The sequence below is a fragment of the Pantoea sp. UBA6567 genome (genome assembly GCF_002434165.1).
GTDB lineage: Bacteria > Pseudomonadota > Gammaproteobacteria > Enterobacterales > Enterobacteriaceae > Pantoea > Pantoea eucrina.
The window spans coordinates 41,627-57,840 of record NZ_DJJN01000008.1 but is presented as its reverse complement, the minus strand read 5'-3'; the positions used below and the strand labels follow the sequence as shown (position 1 = coordinate 57,840).

Sequence of the window (16,214 nt, the reverse complement as noted above, 5' to 3'; positions counted from 1 at the left end):
GGTCGCCCCTTTTTTTATGCGTCGCGCTGACGCATAACACCTTCCTGTACCGTGGTCGCCACCAGCGTACCCTCCTGCGTATAGAACTCGCCGCGTACAAAGCCGCGCGCGCCAGAGGCAGACGTGCTCACCACGCTGTAAAGCAGCCATTCTGAGAGATCGAACGGGCGGTGAAACCACATCGAGTGATCGATCGTGGCCACCTGCATATCCGCTTCCAGGAACCCTTTGCCGTGCGGCTGCAGCGCCACCGGCAAAAAGTTAAGGTCGGAGGCGTAGCCCAGCACATATTGATGGATGCGACGATCGGCAGGCATCTGGCCATTGGCGCGCACCCAGACCTGGCGCACCGGCTCAGCCACGTGGCCCTTAAGCGGGTTGTGGATCTGAACCGGGCGGATATCCAGCGGTCGCTCAGCGAGAAACTTCTCTTTGAGCTTCAGCGGCAGATGCGCGGCGAGTTTTTGCGCCAGATCGCGTTCAGAGGGCAGTTCATCCGGACCCGGTACCGGGGGCATGCTATTCTGATGCTCAAACCCGGTTTCAGGCGCCTGAAATGAGGCGGTCATATAGAAAATAGGCTGACCATTCTGGACTGCGCTGACGCGGCGCGCGCTGAAGCTTTTACCGTCGCGCAGCGTTTCAACATCGTAAATAATCGCTTTATGGCTGTCGCCGGGACGCAGAAAATAGCTATGAAATGAATGAATAATGCGATCTTCCGGCACCGTCTGTTTAGCAGCATAGAGCGCCTGGCCCACCACCTGACCGCCAAACACCTGACGCAGACCGAGATCTTCACTCTGCCCGCGGAACAGGCCTTCTTCCAGTTTTTCCAGATTTAATAGCGTAAGCAGGTTAGTCAGCGCCTGGCTCATAATCATGTCCTCATCAGCAGATATGGCGCAAGTGTGAAAGATCCGACCAGTTTGCGCAACGGATTTGCGCTGATTTCTGATGACGGGCGACGCGCCAGGCGCAATGCGGATTTCTGTGCCAGAATTAAGAGCAATCGGCGGTTGAAATGCCAGCTAAAAAATTAACCGCCGACAATCATAGTGTTCATAAGGAGACGACATCGATGAAACTTTGGCAGGTTATTAGCGGTATGACACTGGCGGCGGCGATTACAGGGTGTGCTGACCACAGCAAACCGGTTCCGACGCCTACGCTTGGCTCGGCGGTTGCCAGCCAGCAGTCGGCCATCAAGCAGCCTAACGTAAGCGGTTCTGTTTATATCCGTCAGCGCATCGCGCTGCCGCCGGATGCAGTACTGACCGTTACGCTGGCAGATGCGTCGCTGGCGGACGCGCCTTCTAAAGTGCTGGCACAGCGTGCCGTGCGTACCGAAGGCAAACAGTCACCGTTCCAGTTTATTCTGCCCTTTAATCCGGCAGACATTAAGCCAGACGCGCGCATTCTGCTGAGCGCAGCCATCACTATGGATGGCAAACTGGCGTTTGTTACGGACACGGTAAAGCCAGTGATCAATCAGGGCGGCACCAAAGCTGAACTGCTGCTGGTGCCGGTTGCCAATCGCGCAATGCCGACGCAGCCGGGTGCCGCTACCACGGTTCCGTCGACGTCGCCTACTCAGGTAACGCCATCGGCTTCAGTACCGGCGCCGACCAGCCTGTAATCTGCAGCATCAGCAGGCCCGTTGCGGGCCTGCTGATTAAATTTCCCAGCGATAGCGTGCCATATCAATCCCGCCTTCCTCACTGACAACGACGCCTTCAGCCTCCAGCGCATCGCGCTGACGCAGCAGATCGTCACCCTGCAGGGAAATCTGTCCGTAACGGTTAACAACGCGATGCCAGGGCAGCGTGCTTTCCGGCGGCAGGCGACGCAGTACACCGCCGACCTGACGCGCAGCGCGCGGTGAACCGGCGAGTAAGGCGATATCACCGTAGGTGGTTACCTGACCGCGCGGTATTGCGGCCACAATGTGCCACACGCGTGCGGCAAAATTCAGAGAATCATTCATTATCGGGAGTAAGAAACAGAGGGAAACCAGAAGCAGGGTAGCTGACAGAGTACGCCTGTTCAAGAAAACAACGGTTGTCTGGCTCACCCTTGCAATTGCACAGGCGTTCGCTGATAATGCCCCCGCTCTCCGAAAAGAGAGCACTCAATGGAGGCCCTGTTGGTTCTCCCGCAACGCTAACTTGTGAACTCGGTCAGGTCCGGAAGGAAGCAGCCGCAGCAGGCGACGCGTGTGCCGGGATGTAGCTGGCAGGGCCTCCACCCATTTCGGGCCAGCAAATAGCCGCGCCTCTCCAGGATTTTACGGCACTCCCTTGCCTTATTCCGCTTCAGTCACTCAACAGCACTGCACGCTTTATCAGCGAACATATTTCCACACAGAGCCTGGCACTTTATCGTAAAGCTTGTTCATGGTCAGTTCAGCAAGGCGATGATCTGCTGCTGAATAGAATACTGCCAGTTCGCTATCCGGTAATTCATACTTATTTTTTTCGATGACCCGTTCAAGGGTATCAATTGAACGACAACGACGCAGACGCATCAAATAGTCGGTCTTGGTCAGGGTTTGATTGCTCATGAAAAAAATCTTCTCACTCTGATGCTAAAAGGAATGGCTCGGTTGCTGAAGATAAGCACACTCTTCGGCGAAAATATTAAATAAGCGTTTAGCGGATCGCTGCCAGCGCTGAAGATCCTTTGCATTGATACTGTAACTGCTAAAAAGCATAAAGGTATCATCAAGATATTCATCGATTTGAGAAATCAGCGACTCGTCTTCGGTATGCTTAATTTTGTAATTCATTGTGAAAGAGGCGATATGCTCAATAAAATCGTTGAGCTGTAAATTAGCTGAGGAGGCAGGGTCGTTAACCCAGTCGCGATGATTTTCACTCAGGGTAGCCATACTCTCGTCATACAGGTTTTCACATAAGAATTTAAGCTGGGCAATATCATGCCGTTTCGGTGAGTATTCGTCCATCTTTTTCCCTCCATAGCGAGCACAGGAGCCGCAACGCGGCGAGATTTAAAAGAGCTACCAGGGAGCGATCACGAATAAAAATAATTCAGCGACCTATTAAATGTAATCCACAATCATTAGTTTTGCTCACCTCAATTACCAAATATTACAATTCATCAGCAGGGGAGAGGCGCGTATTGTCAATCACATCAAACACCAGCGCACCGGGCTTTATGTGGAACATAACTTCTTCATGTCGGGTAAAGGTTTCGTTCAAATCGAGGCAGGGATTAAATAAATCCCAGGAAAATTCATAAAGCATTTTAAAACTATCTGGATTAATGGTTTTAATAGATAGCACCTGAAAACTTTCAGGAACTAATTGAGCACTTTGCGAATACCAGTCTAACTCTCCGGCCAGCGCTTCAGCTATTTTAAGAATATTCCCCTGGATGACGCTGCGAAGTTTGTCACAGTCATGTTCATCTGCCGCAACGTCCACATTAATAATAGCCTGCATAGCGTATTCCGTAAAAAAAGATCGTACCGCTATCATTGAGTCTTGCTGGTTGTAATGCAAGCAGGCGATTAACGCTACCAGCGATTATTGCGATGGGTGATGCCACTGGCGATCTGCCCGGGGCACGGACGATCAATTTTTGAAACACTTCTCTGCACGCGCGTCACCGCTAAATCCAGTAGCATATTGTTATGTTATAACATAATGGTGGGCGCGATGCGCAACAGCGGTCTGTTACTTTCCGTCGGCAGTCGTCTGATGGTTGTCATGATACTTATTACTCTGCTAATGCTCTGCGTCTTCTGGGGCACCACGGCATGATCCACTTTAATCAGCTCCAGGTTGGCTATCGCGGGCAGGCGATAACCGCGATCCCCGACGGAAAACTGGCTGCCGGCAGTATGACCGCGCTGACCGGCGCAAACGGCAGCGGCAAGTCAACCCTGCTGAAAACGCTGGCTGGCGTAATTGCACCGGTCTCCGGCTCCTGCCCGATCGGCGTGCCCGCCAGCGCTATTGGCTGGCTGCCACAGCGTAGCGAACTGGAGATGCGTTTTCCGCTTACGGTGTATGAACTGGTTGCCACCGGCTGCTGGCCGCGCTGCGGCTGGTTTGGCGGCATTAACCGGGCGCTGCGCAGAGAGATCGACGCCGCGCTGGACGCCGTACAGATGCGGGCGTTTGCTGATGCGCAGCCTGCCACGCTCTCTGGCGGCCAGCTGCAGCGGGTCCTTTTTGCCCGGCTTCTGATGCAGCAGAGCCGGGTCTGGCTGCTGGATGAACCTTTCAGCGCTATCGATGCATCCACCACTACTCTGCTGATGGCGCTGCTCCGGCAGCAGCAGCAGCAGGGCACGACGCTGCTGGTGGTCCTGCACGACAGGCCGCTGGTCAGCCGCTACTTCAGCGCAGAATTGTCGCTGGACCACTCGCCAGAGAGAGTGCAGGTGACGTCATGACGCTGCTGCAGCCTTTTATCGAATTTGGCTTTATGCGTCGCGCGCTGGTGGCCTGTGTTGCGCTGGCGCTGAGCGCCACTCCGCTGGGCGTATTTCTGTCACTGCGCCGGATGAGCCTGATAGGCGATGCGCTATCGCATGCGATCTTGCCGGGTGCAGCGGTTGGCTACCTGCTCTCAGGTCTGTCGCTGGTGGCAATGGGCGCAGGCGGACTGCTGGCGGGGCTGGTGGTGGCGCTGCTCTCCGGTGCCGTCAGTCGTTACACCCCGTTAAAAGAGGATGCCAGCTTTTCCGGATTTTATCTTGGCTCGCTGGCGCTGGGGGTCACGCTGGTTTCGCTGCGCGGCTCCAGTGTGGATCTGCTGCACGTGCTGTTTGGTTCACTGCTGGCAGTCGACACTCGTGCGCTGGTTCTGGTTGCCGCTATCGCCGCGTTCACGCTGCTGACGCTGGCGCTGATTTTCCGCCCGCTGGTCATTGACGCCTTCGATCCCGACTTTTTGCGGGTGCAGAACCGCTGGAGCGCACCGCTGGTACAGGGGCTTTTTCTGCTGCTGGTCGTACTGAACCTGGTTGCTGGCTTTCAGATTCTGGGAACGCTGATGTCCGTCGGGCTGATGATGCTGCCCGCTACCAGCGCCCGCTTCTGGAGCCGTCGGCTCACCCCATTGCTGTTTATCGCTATGCTGCTGGCAATCGCTGCTGCGCTAAGCGGGCTGATGCTCTCCTGGTACTACTCACTGCCTGCCGGACCAGCCGTGGTGCTGAGTGCCGCCGGGCTGTTTCTGCTCTCTGTTCTGACAGGGCCATGCGGCGGCGTGCTGCGTCGTCGTTAATATACTGATAAGGGGATACAAATGAAGTTTATTGCACTGAGCCTGATAACCAGCGCGATGCTGGTCAGCCCGTTTACGCAGGCCGGTACTATCAACACGGTAGCCAGTTTTACCGTGCTGGCCGATATCGTAAAACAGGTTGGCGGCGATCATGTGCGTGTCACCTCGCTGGTCGGGCCGGATGGCGATCCGCATACCTTTGAGCCTTCGCCACAGGATAGCCAGGCGCTGGCGCAGGCCAGCGTGGTGTTTGTCAGCGGTCTCGGTCTGGAAGGGTGGATGGATCGGCTGATAACGGCTTCAGGCTATCGCGGCGATGTGGTGGTGGCATCGAGCGGCATCAGCACGCGTACCATGGAAGAGGAGGGCAGTACCGTTACCGATCCGCACGCCTGGAACAATCTGCAGAACGGTGAAATTTATGCGCGTAACGTAATGCAGGCGTTGATAAAAGCCGATCCGCAGGACGCCGCCGACATCCGGCGCAGCGGCGAGCGCTACATTCAGCAGCTGCAGCAGCTCGACAGCTGGGCTAAATCTGCATTTGACGCCGTGCCGCGCAGCGCGCGCAAAGTGCTGACCAGCCACGACGCCTTTGGCTACTTCGGACAGCGTTATGGCGTTACCTTCCTGGCACCGGTCGGCTTTTCCACGGAAGCAGAAGCCAGCGCCAGCGACGTTGCGCAGATTATTAAGCAGCTCAGGCGTGAGCATATTCACCGCTACTTTATTGAAAATCAGACCGACCCGCGCCTGGTTAAACAGATAGCCAGTGAATCGGGGGCGCAGCCCGGCGGCGAACTCTATCCGGAGGCGCTCTCCGCTGCTGGCGGTCCGGCTGCGACCTATACGGCAGCATTTCGGCATAACGCGGAAGCGATGCTGAAAAGCATGCAATAAAAAAGGCCGGGGAGCATCCCGGCCAAACTCTCACAACGCATTAACGCTTTTTCTTTCTTCCCTGAACCGCTTTGAAACGTGGATTGGATTTGCAAATCACATAAATACGGCCTTTACGTCGTACCACTTTGCAATCCCGGTGGCGGGTTTTAGCCGACCGAAGTGAACTCACGACCTGCATCGTACTGCTCCTTTATTTGGTGCGCGTCAGGAAGCTGCCAAAGCGCTTGTTGAAGCGCGCCGCGCTGCCCTCTTTGGCGAACTCTTTTTGTTTGCCGGTATAATAAACGTGCGATTTGGAGGAGACATCCAGCGTCACGTAGGGCAGAACCTCGCCTTCAAACTCGATGGTGCGTTCAGTTTTAATGGTTGATCCCACTTTAAAATACTCATCAGCGGTAGTGTCATGGAACAGAACCGGACGATAGTGCGGGTGGATATCAGGCTTCATATGACGATTCCTATGTAATGTTATAATATAACAATATTATGCGCCCGTTATGGCGCGATTGCAACCGTCATCAGGCACCATAAAAAAAGGCCGCATCTGCGGCCTTTTTCATTAAGGAGTCAATCAGTGTTTCGCGTGTTCAGCCGGATGGCTGCCTTCAAGGTCCGCTTTATGCTTACTGAAGCGGCGACGCACCACGACGAAGAAGACCGGTACAAAGAAGATTGCCAGCGCGGTAGCGGTGACCATTCCACCCATTACGCCGGTACCTACTGCGTTCTGAGCGCCGGAACCGGCACCGCTGCTGATCGCCAGCGGCAGTACACCGAGGATAAACGCCAGTGAGGTCATCAGAATCGGGCGCAGACGCATACGTACCGCTTCCAGCGTCGCTTCCACCAGGCCTTTGCCCTCTTTATCCATCAAATCTTTCGCAAATTCGACGATCAGAATGGCGTTCTTAGCGGAAAGACCAATCGTGGTCAGCAGTCCGACTACAAAGTAGACGTCGTTACTGAGCCCGCGCAGGGTAGTGAAGATCAGCGCGCCAATCACGCCGAGCGGCACGACCAGCATCACCGAGAACGGAATAGACCAGCTCTCATAGAGTGCCGCCAGGCAGAGGAAGACGACAATCAGCGAGATCGCGTAGAGCGCCGGGGCCTGGTTACCTGACAGACGTTCCTGATAGGACATGCCGGTCCAGTCGTAGCCAATACCGGTTGGCAGTTTCGACGCCAGCTCCTCCATCATATCCATCGCGTCACCCGAGCTCTTGCCCGGCGCAGCCTGACCGAGGATCTCCATGGAAGGCAGACCGTTGTAACGCTCCAGTCGTGGTGAGCCATACTGCCATTTCGCCGAGGAGAAGGCAGAGAAGGGCACCATATTGCCGGCGCTGTTACGCACATACCATTTGCCTATGTCATCCGGCAGCATGCGCGCATCCGCTTTACCCATAACGTACACTTTCTTCACGCGACCGCGATCGATAAAGTCGTTGACGTAGGATCCACCCCAAGCGGCGCCCAGAGTAGTGTTGATATCAGAGAGCGATACCCCCAGCGCCTGCGCTTTTTCCTGATCGATAATCAGTTTGTACTGCGGCGTATCTTCCAGGCCGTTCGGACGTACGCCAACCAGCGTATCTGAATGCTGGGCGATCATGCCAAACAGCTGATTTCGCGCTTCGGTCAGCTTTTCATGGCCCAGGTTGCCCTGATCAATCAGCTGGAAGTCAAAACCGGTGGCGTTACCCAGTTCGATAATGGCCGGCAGGTTGAACGGGAAGACCATGGCATCTTTAATCTGACCCAGTGCGCCCATGGCGCGTCCGGCGATAGCCGGTACTTTCAGATCGGCGCTGCCACGCTCATCCCACGGCTTCAGGCTGACAAACGCGATACCGGTGTTCTGACCACGGCCGGCAAAGCCAAAGCCGTTAACGGTGAACACGGAATTGACGCTATCTTTCTCTTTGGTCAGGAAGTAGTCCGTTACCTGATCCAGCACTTTCTGAGTACGCTCCTGGGTTGCACCGGCTGGCAGCTGCGCCTGCGCCAGTAACAGCCCCTGATCTTCTTCCGGCAGGAAGGAGGTCGGCAGCTTCAGGAACAGCCACGCCATGCCAAGAACAATGACCAGATAGATCACCAGATAGCGGCCGGTACTGCGGATAATATGGCTGACGCTGTCGACATAGTGATTGGTGCTTTTGTCGAACATGCGGTTGAACCAGCCAAAGAAGCCGGTGGTTTTACCATGCTCACCTTTTTTAATCGGTTTGAGCATGGTGGCACAGAGGGCAGGGGTGAGGATCAGCGCGACCAGCACCGACAGCGCCATCGCTGAAACGATGGTGATCGAGAACTGACGGTAGATAACCCCGGTCGAACCGCCAAAGAACGCCATGGGAATAAATACCGCAGAGAGCACCAGCGCAATACCGACCAGCGCGCCCTGAATCTGCTCCATGGAGCGTTTGGTCGCCTCTTTCGGCGGCAGTCCTTCTTCTGCCATAACGCGCTCAACGTTCTCGACGACCACGATGGCGTCATCAACCAGCAGGCCGATGGCGAGCACCATACCAAACATCGTAAGCGTGTTAATGGAGTAGCCAAAACCATTGATGATAGCGAAGGTACCCAGCAGCACCACCGGTACGGCGATGGTGGGGATCAGCGTGGCGCGGAAGTTCTGCAGGAACAGATACATAACCAGGAACACCAGCACAATCGCTTCAAACAGGGTTTTAACCACTTCGAAAATGGAGATTTTTACAAACGGGGTCGTGTCATACGGGTAGACGGTCTTCATGCCTGACGGGAAGAACGGCTCCAGTTTACCCAGCTCTGCTTTAACCGCTTCTGCGGTATCCAGTGCGTTAGCCCCGGTCGCCAGCTTGATACCGATACCGGATGCGGGCTTGCCGTTGTAACGGGCAATAACTTCGTAGTTTTCACCACCCAGTTCAATTTTTGCCACGTCGCGCAGACGCACCTGCGAACCATCCTGGTTCACCTTGAGCATGATGTTGCCAAACTCATCGGTTGAGGTCAGGCGGGTCTGAGCAATAATCGAGGCGTTAAGCTGCTGGCCCGGCACCGGCGGTGTACCGCCCAGCTGACCGGCAGCGACCTGGGTATTCTGCGTCTGCAGCGCGCTGATGACGTCAACCGGCGTCAGCTGATAGTTGTTCAGCTTGTGCGGATCGAGCCAGATACGCATCGCATACTGTGCACCAAACACCTGGGTATCACCTACGCCTGTGGTACGGCTGATAGGATCTTTGATATTAGAGGCGACATAGTCCGCAATGTCGTTCTGCGTCATGCTGCCATCGTCACTGACAAAACCGGCTACCATCAGGAAGCTGCTGGAGGATTTTTTAACCTGAATCCCCTGTTGCTGTACTTCCTGCGGCAGCAGCGGCATCGCCAGCTGCAGCTTGTTCTGCACCTGTACCTGCGCGATATCCGCGTCGGTACCGGATTGGAAGGTCAGCGTCAGCGTCAGCGTACCGGATGAGTCACTGCTCGAGGACATATACATCAGCCCGTCGATGCCGTTCATATTCTGTTCAATAACCTGCGTAACAGAATCCTGCAGCGTTTTTGCATCCGCACCCGGATAAGATGCCTGGATCTCAACCGCCGGTGGCGCAACATTGGGATATTGCTCAATCGGCAGGCTGATGATCGACAGCGCACCCGCCATCATAATGATGATGGCAAGCACCCATGCAAAAATGGGGCGATCGATAAAGAACTTAGCCATGTATCAACGGCTCCTGTTATGACGATGATTTAGCAGACTGAGATTCCTGGGCTGCTTTAGCATCATCTGAGACCTCTTTTGGCGTAACCTGCGCACCCGCTTTCGCGCGCTGAATACCGACGGTAATCACGCGGTCGCCCTCTTTCAGACCATCGGTAACCAGCCATTTGTCACCAAACGCCTGATTTGCAGTGATCTTACGTACTTCTACTTTGTTATCTGCGCCAACAACCATCGCGCTGGCATCACCGGTTGGCGTACGGGTCACGCCGGTTTGCGGTACCAGCAGCGCGGTTGGGTTCACGCCTTCATCCAGACGCGCGCGCACAAACATACCCGGCAGCAGACGGTTATCCGGGTTCGGGAAGATAGCGCGCAGCGTAATCGAACCGGTGGTTTCATCGACGGTGACATCGGAAAATTCCAGTGTTCCCGACTGCTTGTAAGGGCTACCATCCTGCATCAGCAGCGTTACGTTAGCTTTACCATCGGTCTGTTTCAGCTGGCCCGCTTCGAGCTCGGCGCGCAGGCGCAGAAAATCGTCACTGGACTGCGTTACATCGACATACATAGGATCCAGCTGCTGCACGGTCGCGAGCGCGTTAGTCTGACCATTGGAGACCAGGGCACCTTCCGTCACAGAGGATTTGCCGATACGGCCGCTGATAGGCGACGTGACTTTGGTGTAGGCGAGGTTGATACGGGCAGTTTCAACGTTAGCCTGGGCAGCCTGTACGGCAGCCGCAGTCTGAGCCGCAGTGGCCGCTGCGTTGTCGTAATCCTGCTGACTGATATATTTGGTGCCGAGCAGTGGCTTATAACGTTTGATGGTGAGCTGCGCTACGCGGGCATTAGCCTGCGCCTGCGCTAAATCCCCTTTAGCACTGTCGTAAGCTGCCTGATAGGTGGCAGGATCGATCTGATAAAGCGACTGGCCCGCTTTAATATCACTGCCTTCAACAAAATTACGCTTCAGAATGATACCCGACACCTGAGGGCGGACTTCTGCTACGCGAAACGCGGAAGTGCGACCAGGCAGTTCAGTCGTGACCTTCAGGGGTTCAGCTTTTAATGTGACCACCCCGACTTCCGGCGGCTGTTGCTGCTGCTGGCCGGCTTGCTGAGATTTATCATCATCACATCCTGTTAACAAAAAGCTGCCTGAAAGCATCACGGCGGCCGCCAGAGGCACTAACCCTCTGTTTTTATTCATAAATAAAACCTCTAGTGTCCGATATCAAATGATCAATGGATCACAAACCGATAAACCCATTGCTGCGTTAAAACACGGGTCATGCTATGGTACATACATTCACAAATGTATGTAAACTTGCCAGTTTGTAAAAACAGCTCCCTATGGCACGAAAAACCAAAGCGCAAGCACTTGAAACGCGTAATCAAATTCTTGATGCCGCATTAGCACACTTTTCTGAACAGGGTGTGGCCGCCACGTCGCTGGCTGATATCGCCGCAGCGGCTGGCGTCACGCGCGGTGCCATTTACTGGCACTTTAAAAATAAAGCCGATCTGTTACAGGAAATCTGGCTGCGCTGCGACGCCGGGCTGGACGATGTGGAACTTGAGTATCAGACAAAATATCCGGACGATCCACTTTCTGTAATGCGTTCGATGCTGATCTATATCCTTGACGCCACGGCAAAGGATGCGCAAAGACGCGCACTTATGGAGATTATCTTCCATAAATGTGAGTTTGTGGGCGAAATGTCAACGCTGGTTGCGATGCAGCAGGGCTTACTGCAGGCGTGTTATGACCGCATTGAAACCGTGCTGCGCAGCTGCATTGAAGCGGGACAGCTGCCCGGTGCGCTGAATACCCGTCAGGCGGCACTGCTGATGCGCGGCTATATCAATGGCATGATGGAGAGCTGGCTGTTTAATCCGCACAGTTTTGACCTGGCCGCGGAAGCGCCGCAGATCGTTGATGCGTTTCTCGATATGCTGCGGCTGAGCCCGACCCTGAGCGGGCGTTAATCTGCATGCGCGGCGGCCAGCTTCTGTTCATAGTCGCGCCGGACGATCGCCAGCGCGGCCAGCACCGTCGCGGGCGGCACCTGGTTCTCCTCCAGCAGCTGAATCAAATCGACCGCCAGCTTAATCTCATCCGGTGCGCTCTCAAGCGACATACTCTCTCCTAAATTCGTAGTTTTATTGCAACCAGCAGCATCAGCACTGCGCCCGCCAAAGCGGCAGCTACGCCGGCGATATGCAGCGTGCCGATTTCGCCATTCATAAAGTAGGTGGCAATATAGCCGCCAATCAGCGCGCCAATTGCGGCCAGTACCAGCCCGGGGATCATCCCGCCGGGCCTGCCGGGCAGCAGCAGGCGCCTGAGCCAGCCAGCGGCCAGGCCCGTTACTATCCAGATAATCAGCGTCACCGGTTCCTCCTTCTGCCTTATGCGTTGAGTATAGAAGTGCAGCGCTACGGCTGCGCGGCGGGCAGATCGAGCTGATAAAGCGCAGCGCGACAGCGGCTTAATCGCGCCTGCAGCTGCTCCACTTCCCGCATCAGCTGCTGCTGCACGCTCAGCGTTTCTGCCCGGGCAAGATGCGCCTCGCGCTGGCGCAGCATGGCGAGTAGCCGCGTCTCATACCCCTGATACTCAACACGCTTCTGCTGGCGGGTATCCCGCCGCGGCTGCTCCCGCCACGGCCGCAGCTGCTGGCTTTCGCATTCGCGCTGAAGTGCCGCCAGCTGATCCAGCACCCGCTGCGCCAGCCACTGCTGCTGCACGGCGCTGTGCTGTTTTTGCTGCAGATGGTGCAGATTTCGCTCCAGCTCCTGCAGATAGTCGCTCAGGCGGGTGCCTTTAGTATGAAACAGTGCGACATCAAAGCGCGGCACTCTGCAGACGCCGTCCGGCTGCTGTGCTATGCGCTGGCGCAGCGTTTCAACGATTTTTTGCAGCCGCTCAGGCGCGGAAAGGAGAGGCATCACTTCGGTTCCATGTTAACGTAAGAGCATATTCAGTATTCAGGCATCTGGCATGCAGCGTTTTCTACTGTTGAGCCTTGGCTGGCTGGCGATAGTGCTGGGCACGCTGGGCATTGTATTACCTTTACTCCCGACAACGCCATTTGTGTTGCTGGCCGCCTGGTGTTTTGCCCGTTCATCGCCGCGCTTTCACCACTGGCTGCTGTGGCGCTCGCCTTTTGGCCGCTATCTGCGTCACTGGCAGCGTCATCGTGCCATGCCGCCAGGCGCTAAGGGGCGGGCAATAGTGCTGATTATCATCACCTTTGCGTTCTCGCTCTGGCTGGTAAAGCTGTTCTGGCTGCGTCTGCTGCTGCTGGTGTTATTAGCGATACTGCTGCTCTTTATGTGGCGTATCCCGGTAGTAGCAGAAGAGACAACGCAACATTAACCGCGTCAGGGTTGCATTTAGGCCGCTGTTTGCTTAGATTTGGGCATCTTCGTGCGTGGCTTCCCTCTGTGAAACGACTTCGCTTAACCCGGTCTCCGGGTATTGGCGCTGTTGAAGCTGCGCGTTTTAGATATTTTTCCAGGCGTAACCTTTATGACCGCAACTGCGCAGCAGCTTGAACTGATCAAAAACAGCATCAAAAGTATTCACGACTATCCGAAGCCGGGCATTCTGTTCCGCGACGTGACCAGCCTTATGGAAGATCCGCAGGCCTATGCGGCGGCGATTTCCATTCTGGTTGAGCGTTATCGCGACAAAGGCATCACCAAAGTGGTGGGTACAGAAGCGCGCGGCTTCCTGTTTGGTGCACCCGTAGCGCTGGGGCTGGGCGTAGGCTTTATACCGGTGCGTAAACCGGGCAAGCTGCCGCGTGAAACCTGGCAGGAGCGCTATGAGCTGGAGTACGGTACGGATGCGCTGGAGCTGCACAAAGACGCGATTAAACCCGGCGATATCGTGCTGGTCATCGACGATCTGCTGGCAACCGGCGGCACCATTGAGGCGACGGTAAAACTGATCCGCCGCGCGGGTGGCGAAGTCAACGATGCCGCTTTTGTCATTAATCTGTTCGATCTTAGCGGCGAAGCGCGCCTGACCGCGCTGGGCGTTAACTGCTACAGCCTCGTCAGCTTCCCCGGCCACTAAGGCCTGCTGCGCTCTGCCGTTTTGCGGAGCGCAGTGCTTATCCCATAGGTTACTCTGCCTGCGCCTGCCCGAGACGGGTATAGGCATATTTCGCTGTGGCTGGTAAACTACTGCCCAAATACACAGGGTTTGCGAAGCTGCATTTTTTCCCTTTTTCTGACGGTGGCTGCCGGCTGATTGCCGCGCTGCTGTGCCAACTCAATACAATCCAGTGACCACATCCACATGAGCTATCAGGTACTTGCGCGAAAATGGCGTCCCCAGGCCTTCGCAGACGTAGTGGGTCAGGAACATGTGCTGACTGCGCTCGCCAACGGGTTATCACTGGGACGTATTCATCATGCCTATCTTTTCTCCGGCACCCGCGGCGTAGGGAAAACTTCTATTGCCCGCCTGCTGGCGAAAGGGTTGAACTGCGAAACCGGTATTACCGCTACGCCCTGTGGCAAGTGCGACAACTGCCGGGAAATTGAGCAGGGCCGCTTTGTTGACTTAATCGAGATCGATGCGGCTTCCCGTACCAAAGTGGAAGATACGCGCGATCTGCTGGATAACGTGCAGTACGCGCCAGCGCGCGGTCGCTTCAAGGTCTATCTGATTGATGAAGTACATATGCTGTCGCGCCACAGCTTTAATGCCCTGCTGAAAACGCTGGAAGAGCCGCCGTCCCACGTTAAGTTTTTGCTGGCCACCACCGATCCGCAGAAGCTGCCGATCACTATCCTGTCGCGCTGCCTGCAGTTCCACCTGAAAGCGCTGGACGTTGAACAGATTCAGCAGCAGCTGAGCTATGTGCTGGAGCAGGAGCAGATTGCCGCGGAGCCACGTGCACTGCATCTGCTGGCGCGTGCTGCCGACGGCAGTATGCGTGATGCGCTGAGCCTGACCGATCAGGCGATCGCCAGCGGGCAGGGCAGCGTCACGCGCGATACCGTCGCGCAGATGCTCGGCACGCTGGATGATGAACAGCCGCTGGCGCTGATTGAAGCGCTGGTGGAGGGCAGCGGCGAACGGGTAATGGCGCGCCTGAACCAGGCCGCTTCGCGCGGAGTAGAGTGGGAAGCGCTGCTGGTTGAGATGCTGCGGCTGCTGCATCGCATCGCAATGGTGCAGCTGCTGCCTGGCTCTCTCAATGATGAAGAGTTTAGTGAAGCGCAGCGCCTGCGTGAGCTGGCGCGTACTCTGCCGCCCGCTGACGTGCAGCTCTACTATCAGACGCTGCTGATGGGACGCAAAGATCTGCCGCTGGCGCCCGATCGGCGCCTGGGTGTGGAAATGACGCTGCTGCGCGCGCTGGCTTTCCATCCACAGGCTACACTTGCTGAACCGGTGGCGCGTCCGTCGCTGGCACCGCAGGCGGCACCGCAGGTACCTGCCGCCGCCCCGGCTGAGCAGCCCGCTGCGGCTACACAACCGCAGATGGCACCGGCTACGCAACCGCAGATGGCGCCGCCCGCTGCGCCGGCTCCGGCAGAACCGCAGGCTCCGCCTGCCGGCAATCTGCCGGACACCACCAGTCAGCTGCTGCAGGCGCGTACGCAACTGCTGCGTCAGGGGGCAGGTAAAGTAAAAAAGAGTGAGCCGGCAGCGCGTCCCGCGCGGCCGGCAAATCAGGCGCTGGAGCGTCTGGCTACGGTGACGGAGCGCGTTCAGCAGCGCGCACCCGAAACCGCAAGCGCGCCGGTAAAACCGGAGGCGTACCGCTGGAAAGCACAGCAGCAGAGTGAGGAGAAAGCGGAGCCGGTCGCAACGCCAAAAGCCTTGCGTTCAGCGCTGGAGCATGAGAAAACGCCGGAGCTGGCTGCGCGGCTGGCCGAGGAAGCACAGCTGCGTGATGCATGGACCGCTGAAATTGCCCGGCTGACGCTGCCAAAGCTGGTGCAGCAGGTGGCGCTCAACGCGTGGAAAGAGCAGCATGAACAGAGCGTGACGCTGCATCTGCGCAGCAGCCAGCGACACCTCAATTCTGCGACAGCCCGGCAGGCCATTCAGGCTGCGCTAAGCCAGGCGGCGGGTCAGGAAGTTGAACTGACCATCGTGGAAGATGATAATCCGGCGGTGCTGACGCCGCTGGAGTGGCGACAGGCCATCTATGAAGAGAAGCTGGCGCAGGCGCGCCAGTCGCTCGCAAGTGATACCCACATTCAGATGCTGCAGCAGTTCTTTGATGCCGATCTGGATGAAGAGAGTATCCGACCCGTATGATCACGCTGTCGCGCAGAGGTTGCGCGCAGCCCC

20 protein-coding genes, 1 other RNA gene and 1 other annotated feature are annotated in these 16,214 nt (G+C 56.4%); of the genes, 9 read left to right on the top strand and 12 right to left on the bottom strand.

Features of this window, described 5'->3' with window-relative positions:
• Positions 1-14: 14 nt before the first annotated feature.
• Positions 15-878: an acyl-CoA thioesterase II gene (gene tesB, locus B4M48_RS14980; RefSeq protein ID WP_039382999.1), complete on the bottom strand. Its 864-nt coding sequence runs from the start codon at positions 876-878 to the stop codon at positions 15-17.
• Positions 879-1,081: 203 nt separating this feature from the next.
• Between tesB and B4M48_RS14975 the strand changes: the two genes are divergently transcribed.
• Positions 1,082-1,639, top strand: a complete 558-nt coding sequence (locus B4M48_RS14975; protein ID WP_039383000.1) for a YbaY family lipoprotein — start codon at positions 1,082-1,084, stop codon at positions 1,637-1,639.
• 36 nt (positions 1,640-1,675) lie between these two features.
• Here the strand turns inward: B4M48_RS14975 and B4M48_RS14970 are convergent, their stop codons facing one another.
• Positions 1,676-1,987 carry an MGMT family protein gene (locus B4M48_RS14970; RefSeq protein WP_039383001.1) on the bottom strand — a complete coding sequence of 104 codons (312 nt, stop codon included), beginning with the start codon at positions 1,985-1,987 and terminating at the stop codon, positions 1,676-1,678.
• Positions 1,988-2,144: 157 nt separating this feature from the next.
• On the opposite strand from B4M48_RS14970, the gene ffs reads away from it, so the two are divergent.
• Positions 2,145-2,241, top strand: an RNA gene (gene ffs, locus B4M48_RS14965) — signal recognition particle sRNA small type.
• Between the two features lie 103 nt (positions 2,242-2,344).
• Here ffs and B4M48_RS14960 read toward each other — a convergent pair.
• From B4M48_RS14960 to B4M48_RS14950, 3 genes are all read right to left on the bottom strand, one after another.
• Positions 2,345-2,563, bottom strand: coding sequence for an HHA domain-containing protein (locus B4M48_RS14960; RefSeq protein WP_039383002.1), 219 nt, complete (start codon positions 2,561-2,563; stop codon positions 2,345-2,347).
• Positions 2,564-2,587: 24 nt separating this feature from the next.
• Positions 2,588-2,965 carry an Hha toxicity modulator TomB gene (gene tomB / locus B4M48_RS14955; protein ID WP_039383003.1) on the bottom strand — a complete coding sequence of 126 codons (378 nt, stop codon included), beginning with the start codon at positions 2,963-2,965 and terminating at the stop codon, positions 2,588-2,590.
• Positions 2,966-3,110: 145 nt separating this feature from the next.
• Positions 3,111-3,464: a hypothetical protein gene (locus tag B4M48_RS14950; RefSeq protein ID WP_039385744.1), complete on the bottom strand. Its 354-nt coding sequence runs from the start codon at positions 3,462-3,464 to the stop codon at positions 3,111-3,113.
• 317 nt (positions 3,465-3,781) lie between these two features.
• Between B4M48_RS14950 and B4M48_RS14945 the strand changes: the two genes are divergently transcribed.
• From B4M48_RS14945 to B4M48_RS14935, 3 genes are read left to right on the top strand one after another with little or no spacing between them, the layout of a single operon-like run.
• Positions 3,782-4,423, top strand: a complete 642-nt coding sequence (locus B4M48_RS14945; protein ID WP_288657114.1) for a metal ABC transporter ATP-binding protein — start codon at positions 3,782-3,784, stop codon at positions 4,421-4,423.
• Positions 4,420-5,259: a metal ABC transporter permease gene (locus tag B4M48_RS14940; protein WP_039383006.1), complete on the top strand. Its 840-nt coding sequence runs from the start codon at positions 4,420-4,422 to the stop codon at positions 5,257-5,259. Before B4M48_RS14945 ends, B4M48_RS14940 begins: the two co-directional genes overlap by 4 nt.
• A 21-nt stretch (positions 5,260-5,280) precedes the next feature.
• The gene (locus B4M48_RS14935; protein ID WP_094111508.1) at positions 5,281-6,159 is read left to right on the top strand and encodes a metal ABC transporter substrate-binding protein; all 879 of its coding nucleotides are present in this window, start codon (positions 5,281-5,283) and stop codon (positions 6,157-6,159) included.
• Between the two features lie 40 nt (positions 6,160-6,199).
• Here B4M48_RS14935 and ykgO read toward each other — a convergent pair whose 3' ends face one another.
• The 4 genes from ykgO to B4M48_RS14915 form a co-directional block, all read right to left on the bottom strand.
• Positions 6,200-6,340 carry a type B 50S ribosomal protein L36 gene (gene ykgO, locus B4M48_RS14930; protein ID WP_071668939.1) on the bottom strand — a complete coding sequence of 47 codons (141 nt, stop codon included), beginning with the start codon at positions 6,338-6,340 and terminating at the stop codon, positions 6,200-6,202.
• 12 nt (positions 6,341-6,352) lie between these two features.
• Positions 6,353-6,610, bottom strand: a complete 258-nt coding sequence (locus B4M48_RS14925) for a type B 50S ribosomal protein L31 (protein ID WP_039383008.1) — start codon at positions 6,608-6,610, stop codon at positions 6,353-6,355.
• Positions 6,611-6,733: 123 nt separating this feature from the next.
• Positions 6,734-9,886 carry a multidrug efflux RND transporter permease subunit AcrB gene (locus tag B4M48_RS14920; protein WP_039383009.1) on the bottom strand — a complete coding sequence of 1,051 codons (3,153 nt, stop codon included), beginning with the start codon at positions 9,884-9,886 and terminating at the stop codon, positions 6,734-6,736.
• Positions 9,887-9,902: 16 nt separating this feature from the next.
• The gene (locus B4M48_RS14915; protein ID WP_039383010.1) at positions 9,903-11,099 is read right to left on the bottom strand and encodes an efflux RND transporter periplasmic adaptor subunit; all 1,197 of its coding nucleotides are present in this window, start codon (positions 11,097-11,099) and stop codon (positions 9,903-9,905) included.
• A 143-nt stretch (positions 11,100-11,242) separates the two neighbouring features.
• On the opposite strand from B4M48_RS14915, the gene acrR reads away from it, so the two are divergent.
• The gene (gene acrR / locus B4M48_RS14910) at positions 11,243-11,878 is read left to right on the top strand and encodes a multidrug efflux transporter transcriptional repressor AcrR (RefSeq protein ID WP_039383011.1); all 636 of its coding nucleotides are present in this window, start codon (positions 11,243-11,245) and stop codon (positions 11,876-11,878) included.
• On the opposite strand, the gene rsmS is transcribed toward acrR, so the two are convergent.
• The 3 genes from rsmS to priC are packed head-to-tail and all read right to left on the bottom strand — an operon-like array spanning position 11,875 to position 12,841.
• Positions 11,875-12,030 (bottom strand): pleiotropic regulatory protein RsmS, encoded by a 156-nt coding sequence (gene rsmS, locus B4M48_RS14905; protein ID WP_071668940.1) that lies wholly within the window; start codon positions 12,028-12,030, stop codon positions 11,875-11,877. The two genes, acrR and rsmS, sit on opposite strands and share 4 nt — an antisense overlap.
• Before the next feature lie 8 nt (positions 12,031-12,038).
• Positions 12,039-12,284, bottom strand: a complete 246-nt coding sequence (locus B4M48_RS14900; protein ID WP_039383012.1) for a GlsB/YeaQ/YmgE family stress response membrane protein — start codon at positions 12,282-12,284, stop codon at positions 12,039-12,041.
• A gap of 44 nt (positions 12,285-12,328) precedes the next feature.
• Positions 12,329-12,841, bottom strand: a complete 513-nt coding sequence (gene priC / locus B4M48_RS14895) for a primosomal replication protein PriC (RefSeq protein WP_071668941.1) — start codon at positions 12,839-12,841, stop codon at positions 12,329-12,331.
• A gap of 52 nt (positions 12,842-12,893) precedes the next feature.
• On the opposite strand from priC, the gene B4M48_RS14890 reads away from it, so the two are divergent.
• From B4M48_RS14890 to dnaX, 3 genes are all read left to right on the top strand, one after another.
• Complete coding sequence (locus tag B4M48_RS14890) at positions 12,894-13,271, top strand: DUF454 family protein (protein ID WP_039383014.1); 378 nt, start codon at positions 12,894-12,896, stop codon at positions 13,269-13,271.
• Positions 13,272-13,424: 153 nt separating this feature from the next.
• Positions 13,425-13,976 carry an adenine phosphoribosyltransferase gene (gene apt / locus B4M48_RS14885; protein ID WP_039383017.1) on the top strand — a complete coding sequence of 184 codons (552 nt, stop codon included), beginning with the start codon at positions 13,425-13,427 and terminating at the stop codon, positions 13,974-13,976.
• Between the two features lie 225 nt (positions 13,977-14,201).
• Positions 14,202-16,181, top strand: coding sequence for a DNA polymerase III subunit gamma/tau (gene dnaX / locus B4M48_RS14880; RefSeq protein ID WP_203025511.1), 1,980 nt, complete (start codon positions 14,202-14,204; stop codon positions 16,179-16,181).
• Positions 15,526-15,587 (top strand) — a sequence feature (DnaX frameshifting element). Its footprint overlaps the gene before it by 62 nt.
• Positions 16,182-16,214: the final 33 nt, after the last annotated feature.